Here is a 6,001-nt window from a genome sequence, read left to right on the forward strand (position 1 = left end):
ATATATTAAGTAATCTAGATCATAATGGGATGTAAGTCAAAATTTTAAAGCGACTTACATCCCATTATGATCAAATCCATAATTTTATTATTTCATATTTAATGCTTCTTTTTTCAAAACTCGAAAAATTTTATAAAAAAATACAACTATCTTCTGGTTCATTATCAAATATCTAATAAACCATATCGCTTTTGTAAATCAAGTAACTTCATTCTTGCTTCACCAGCGTTATCAGCCAAATCAGCAAATTCTACAAAACGCCGTAATTCCTTTTTCAACAAATTGCGCTCAACTTCGATAGTTTCTCTATCTAAATCTGGTGGCAAAACAATCATGTCAAATATAGTGGCGCGTTCTTTAGCAGGATGAGGACGTAAAACTCGCCCCCGTCGTTGAATGAATTGGCGAGGATTACCAGAACTTGATAAAATCACCGCAGTTTGAATTGCGGGAATATCGACACCTTCATCTAAACAACGAATTGCGACTAAACCTTGCAACTCTCCACTTTCAAATTGATGGCGCAAAATTTCGCGTTCTTGTAAAGTTGTTTGGGCTGTATAGGTGCTTACCTTGTAACCTAAATCCACCCCCAGAATTTTAGCAACAGCTTTAAGTTGGCGTAGCGATGAACGTTGTCCTGAATCTTGGGAACCATCACTACAATAAAAAAGAGTGTGAGTAGTTTCGCGGCGAGTAATCATTAAATCGCGTAAAGCATTTAATTTATTTTCCGCCGCACCAATTAATCTTGCCCTTTGCATCAACAACGGCTTTAAATCTTCATTATCTTCAAAGCTTCCTGTTTGTCCATTTTCTTTATCTCGATAAAGTAGCGATCGCCCAATTCTTTTAGTTAACTTTAAATAGGCAATACTTTCGGTTTCAGTTAACTCCACCAGCACCGGATAATACAGATAATGTACCAAAGCACCTTGAGCGATCGCATCTCTCAAAGTAAACTCTGGTTGCAGAACCGGGCCAAAATAATCAAATAAAGATTGCGTGCCAAAATCATCAAAATATCTCTCTGGTGTCGCAGATAAAGCTAGCCTCAACCCAACACTACGCGGTAAACTTTCTTCCAACTTAGGTGCGCCTAAATTATGCGCCTCATCACCAATAATTAAAGTTTTGGCGGGAAAATATTTGAGTTGAGACTGAAACCCATCTCCAATTAAAGTAGAGTTCGTAGTAATCACTGTGACAAACCGTTGAGAACCAGAACGCAGATTATAAATTTGGGTAGAAAGTTGACTTTGCCAAGTGCGTAAATTCTCAAAAGCTAAAATGGGTTGCAAATTAAATTTTTCACATTCTCGCGCCCATTGGGTGACGAGATGGCGGTATGGACACACCACCACTAGGACTTGTAAATTAATCTGCTGATATAATTCACAAGCGATCGCTAATGCAGTAATTGTTTTACCACTACCAGTAGCCATTTTCAGCGTCCCTCTGCCATTGTTGGTAAACCAGCTAGCGATCGCTTGACGCTGATATTGCCGCAATTGCAGAGACACAGGCATTCTTGGGCATCCTGGTAATGGTTGCGTGTAATAACTGCCCAAAATTTCCCTTGCAATTGGTAATTTCAATCGGAAAGTGGGCAGTTGCTGCACTGAATTTTTCGTCAGGTACATAAAATGTTAAGCACAAAGATGGTAACGAACCCTAATTAATGGGCATTGGACATTGGACATTAGTATTTATCTTTCCCAGTCCCCAGTCCCCATTACTCAGTTGTAACCGCGCCAAACACCAATGAGAGAACCTTGCACCTGTACTTGCATCGCACTGACTTCAATGGGATTGTACTTAGGATTTGCTGGTTTGAGGGTAACGCGATCGCCTTGGCGATAAAAACGTTTTAATGTTGTACCAAATCCATCAACTCTAGCGGCGACGATAGTGCCATTTTTTAAATGATTTGGTTCTGCTACTGGACGCAGAAATACCACATCGCCATCAGTAATTAAATCTTCAATCATGCTATCGCCAGCTACCCGCAAAGCGTAGGTTTGGGGAGGTAAATCGAAATTAGAAAAGTCTAAATGATCTACAGCATCAGTAAACGGTTCTATTAAACCACCAGCAGCGATTGTCCCTAAAATTGGTACACCTTGCTTAACAGGACGCAAAATCCGAATCGTTCGCGCTTGGCCTTCAGTCCATTCTATATATCCTTTGGTGCGTAAATGCTCTAAGCGGCTTTGAATTGGCGCTGGTGACTTCAAGTTCATCGCTTGCATCATTTGCCTAATTGAAGGCGAATGCTGGTGCGATCGGATGTATTCTGCCAACCATTCGTAAAGTTCTTGTTGAGCTTCCGTTAGACGTTCCATAAATTTGTGGGAAGTAATTATTAATGTCTCTAGAACATTAGTACTACAAAAAACTCCCTATAAGCAAGAGAAAAGTAAAAATTATGAAAGGCAAAAGTAAAATTATTTTCTTCTCTTTTGCCTTTTGACAAATAAGAATATTACAGGTTACAGGTTAGAGCTTACAGGTTATAAGGAAGAAAACTATACTCTGTCCCCTGTGCCCTATTCGCTTACTTTGCTCCTAAAATACTGGCAAGCAAGGCTTTTTGCGCGTGGAGGCGATTTTCTGCCTGTTCCCAAACTTTTGATTGAGAACCTTCAATAACTGCCTCAGTAATTTCTTCACCACGATGGGCTGGTAAGCAGTGTAAAACAATTGCCTCTGGATCAGCAAGGCTCAAAAGCTGCTCCGAAATTTGGTAAGGCTGGAAAATTGGCATCCGATTATCGGCTTCTGCCTCTTGTCCCATACTCGCCCAAACATCAGTATAAAGTACATTAGAATCCTTAGCTGCTAACTCTGGATCGTGAGTGACAAGAACTTCCGTTTTGTTATTAGCGATCGCTCTTGCTTGTTCTACAATCTGAGAATCTGGCTCATATCCGCTAGGGGTAGCAATTCTGACATTCATTCCCACCAAAGCACAGCCCAACATCAGAGAATTAGCCATATTATTCCCATCACCCACGTAGGTTAAAGTTAACCCAGCAAAGGTATTAAAGGTTTCTTGAACCGTCAATAAATCCGCTAATACCTGACAAGGATGTTCTGCATCTGTAAGCGCATTAATCACCGGAATCTTAGCATAATGAGCAAAACTTTCTAAATCCTGCTGGGCAAAAGTCCGAATTGCCAAAATATCCAGATATCTATCCAGCACCCGCGCCGTATCCTGCAAAGGTTCCCCGCGACTAACTTGAGTGACATTAGGGTTGAGATCGATTACCTGTCCACCCAATTGGTACATCGCCACAGTAAAACTTACCCGCGTGCGAGTTGAAGCTTTGGAGAACAACAACCCCAAAACTTTATTACACTGCAACTTCAACTGTTGTGATTTAAGTTGAGTTGCCAATTGCAGGAGTTCTTGAATTTCCGTTGGACTGATGTCCGCCAGACTTAATAAATCTCGTCCGAGCAATGCTGCCATGCTTGTAATCTGTAAAAAATAATTATATATTTCTGTTCCTTTATTTAGCTGTGGCAAGAAAATACAGTTTTAGAACCGTACAAATATTTTTGCGTCCAACCCAGGATTTGAGTTGGCTTTTGCCAAACTTTCGGATTTCCTAGCCCAATGTAATCAGAGAGAAATAATTTTAGCGATCGCACCTAGACAAATAAATTGATTATGGTACAATAATAAATTGTGGTTGCTATTCAAAAGCGATTGCCGAACCTGCCAGCATAGCACAGTGGTAGTGCATCCGACTTGTAATCGGAAGGTCGCGAGTTCAAATCCCGCTGCTGGCTTTAGGTATATATAAGAATTTAAGTTATCTATTAGGTAGACTAATTTAGCCAATTGGCGATCTACTGCAAGTGCATCATGTCCTAAAACTTTTGGAATGAAAGGACAAATGAAACGGCTATCCTCCAGAATATCTTCAAGTTCAGATGACACAACTTAAAGCTCTTATGTAAGATTAATCTAATTTTTATACGCATACATTGAAACAGATTAAAATAGTGAATCTTTTGTGTAGATGAAGCATATACTAACATCACTGCATTTTTTGCCCTTTGATATCATTAAGTATTGTGAGCTTCTTTTGTGATATAAAGACTTGTGCTAACACGAAAGTTACATTTAATTAGTAAAGTTGATGAAAACATAGCTTTCTGTATCAATATAGAATCAGCCAAATCTAAACATTTGAAAATATTAGGTTTACGATCATAAATGTATGAGACAAGGTAAAATCAATGTCGAGTTTTAAATGCTTACAATTTTCTAAACTTTGTCTAATTTAAACCATAGCAAACAAAATTATTGTTTATTTATCTTAATTTCTCCATGATTCAAACTAGCCTGAACTTGAAACATTTTGAAAATACAGTAAATCCTGTATTTGCCAACCATGAAACTTTTCACCCTCGTTTTGGACAGTTGAAGCTGAAACCCGTGACACAGCGATCGCAGCTGTACAGGAGCAAATTAAAGCTAGACTAGCAAATATTGAGGTGCTGACCCTAGAAGTGACAAATAATCCCTGGACAGATTTTATTGGCATGTTTGAGGGAGATGAAGAGTTTGCGGATTTGGCTCAGGAACTGCGTACTGAGCGTGAGTTAGTATAAATAGCACTTTATGATCTTTTGGCTGTTAGATACAGCTTGTGTATCAATGAAGTCTCTGTGCGTGCTATTTAAATGATAAAGAATTGGCGCGATCGCACCAACTCCTCAGAATTTTTATCCTTATTGTTGGTTAAACCAAGCTTCTAAATCAGCAACATTAGAAAAGTCTAGTAATGCTTCTCCTAGATTTTCTAATTGTTCAATCGATAATCCTTTAATTCGCTCGATTAATGATTCATTAATTTCCCCAACACGGCGATTGAGCAGACGTATAATTAAATGTTGTTCTCCTTCTTGTCTTCCTTCCTGTCTTCCCTCTTGTTTGGCTTGTTCCCTATCTCTTTGATAAAGTGGTTCTAATCGCATAACTAACTCCCTATCATCTGCTTCTAATTCTTGATTTACTCTCAAGTTTTCGCGCAAGTTGTAAACTAATTCCAGGGTTGCTTTTTGGTATGGATGATTTAATGGTAACGCTTGCAACTCGATAATCGCTTGCGACTGCACACTTCCCCTACCCAAAAGCCTCAACCATAATGTTTCCGGTATCTGTGGTAATTGATGTATCGCTACAATTGCTGTCCGCAAGGCATCTGCGAGAAAATGTACTCCTGATAACCAACTGTCTTTTTCAAGAGTTCCAAAGCTAGACAATCTAGTTTCAGATACCGTTGGAGTAAGAACCCACAATTTGGGAATTTCTGAGTCCTGAAGTTTGATTTTGTTGGCTTTAGCTTCTCGGCGTAAAAGAGCTTTAACTTCTAATAATTTTAGAATACAGTCGCATATTTCATCAGTAGAAGCTGGATTGCGGAATGGTTCTATAAGTGCAGGATTTTCAGCAAATCTTCCTAGTAAACCCAGTATTTGTAAATTAGAACTTTGCTGTTTGTCAGGAGTGAAGAAAACATCTATTTCTTTAATCTCTCCTGATACTTTTTCTGATGACTTGACTTCTCCGTAATCTTTTAGCAATTCCTCAAGATAGTCTTTGGCAAATTTGTCATGTATGAAACGTGTCATTCAATTAGTTCTCTAGTTATTTAAATTCTCAAGAGTTGGTGCAATGTGCGATGCCTTTAGCGGGCGTAGCCATCGCACCAACTCCCTACACCTTTTATTTCCTAGAATTGCTATCTAATTAATAGACTTACTACATCGCCTGATTCACCTAAACTACCTGCTATTACAGGTTTAGACCAAGAACCTACTTCTGCATAACCTATAGTATGCAACCGATGGATAGTCGTCTTCACTACATTAGGACTACCGATTAGCAAATGTTTTATCTTTTCCAGGACTTACGCAACTGTCACAAGCAATGGCGCGGTGTAGCCGCGCCGCGCGCCAAGCAACTACACGATAAACATGG

Annotated in this window: 5 protein-coding genes and 1 tRNA gene; 1 reads left to right on the forward strand and 5 read right to left on the reverse strand. The window is 39.2% G+C overall.

Annotated features, from left to right (window positions below):
* Window positions 1-164: 164 nt before the first annotated feature.
* The 3 genes from RMX98_RS14330 to argF form a co-directional block, all read right to left on the reverse strand.
* Window positions 165-1,643 (reverse strand): DNA phosphorothioation system restriction enzyme, encoded by a 1,479-nt coding sequence (locus tag RMX98_RS14330; RefSeq protein WP_322680439.1) that lies wholly within the window; start codon window positions 1,641-1,643, stop codon window positions 165-167.
* Window positions 1,644-1,739: 96 nt separating this feature from the next.
* Complete coding sequence (gene lexA / locus RMX98_RS14335) at window positions 1,740-2,345, reverse strand: transcriptional repressor LexA (RefSeq protein ID WP_163929533.1); 606 nt, start codon at window positions 2,343-2,345, stop codon at window positions 1,740-1,742.
* A gap of 212 nt (window positions 2,346-2,557) precedes the next feature.
* Window positions 2,558-3,478, reverse strand: a complete 921-nt coding sequence (gene argF, locus RMX98_RS14340) for an ornithine carbamoyltransferase (RefSeq protein WP_322680440.1) — start codon at window positions 3,476-3,478, stop codon at window positions 2,558-2,560.
* 251 nt (window positions 3,479-3,729) lie between these two features.
* On the opposite strand from argF, the gene RMX98_RS14345 reads away from it, so the two are divergent.
* Window positions 3,730-3,801: transfer RNA gene (locus RMX98_RS14345), tRNA-Thr, on the forward strand.
* 948 nt (window positions 3,802-4,749) lie between these two features.
* On the opposite strand, the gene RMX98_RS14350 is transcribed toward RMX98_RS14345, so the two are convergent.
* On the reverse strand, window positions 4,750-5,652 hold the full coding sequence (locus RMX98_RS14350) for a DUF4351 domain-containing protein (RefSeq protein WP_322680441.1): 903 nt from the start codon (window positions 5,650-5,652) through the stop codon (window positions 4,750-4,752).
* Window positions 5,653-5,762: 110 nt separating this feature from the next.
* Window positions 5,763-5,885 carry a hypothetical protein gene (locus RMX98_RS14355; protein ID WP_322680442.1) on the reverse strand — a complete coding sequence of 41 codons (123 nt, stop codon included), beginning with the start codon at window positions 5,883-5,885 and terminating at the stop codon, window positions 5,763-5,765.
* Window positions 5,886-6,001 lie beyond the last annotated feature (116 nt).

Origin of the sequence: Nostoc sp. DedQUE02, from assembly GCF_034531035.1 — a bacterium.
GTDB lineage: Bacteria > Cyanobacteriota > Cyanobacteriia > Cyanobacteriales > Nostocaceae > Nostoc.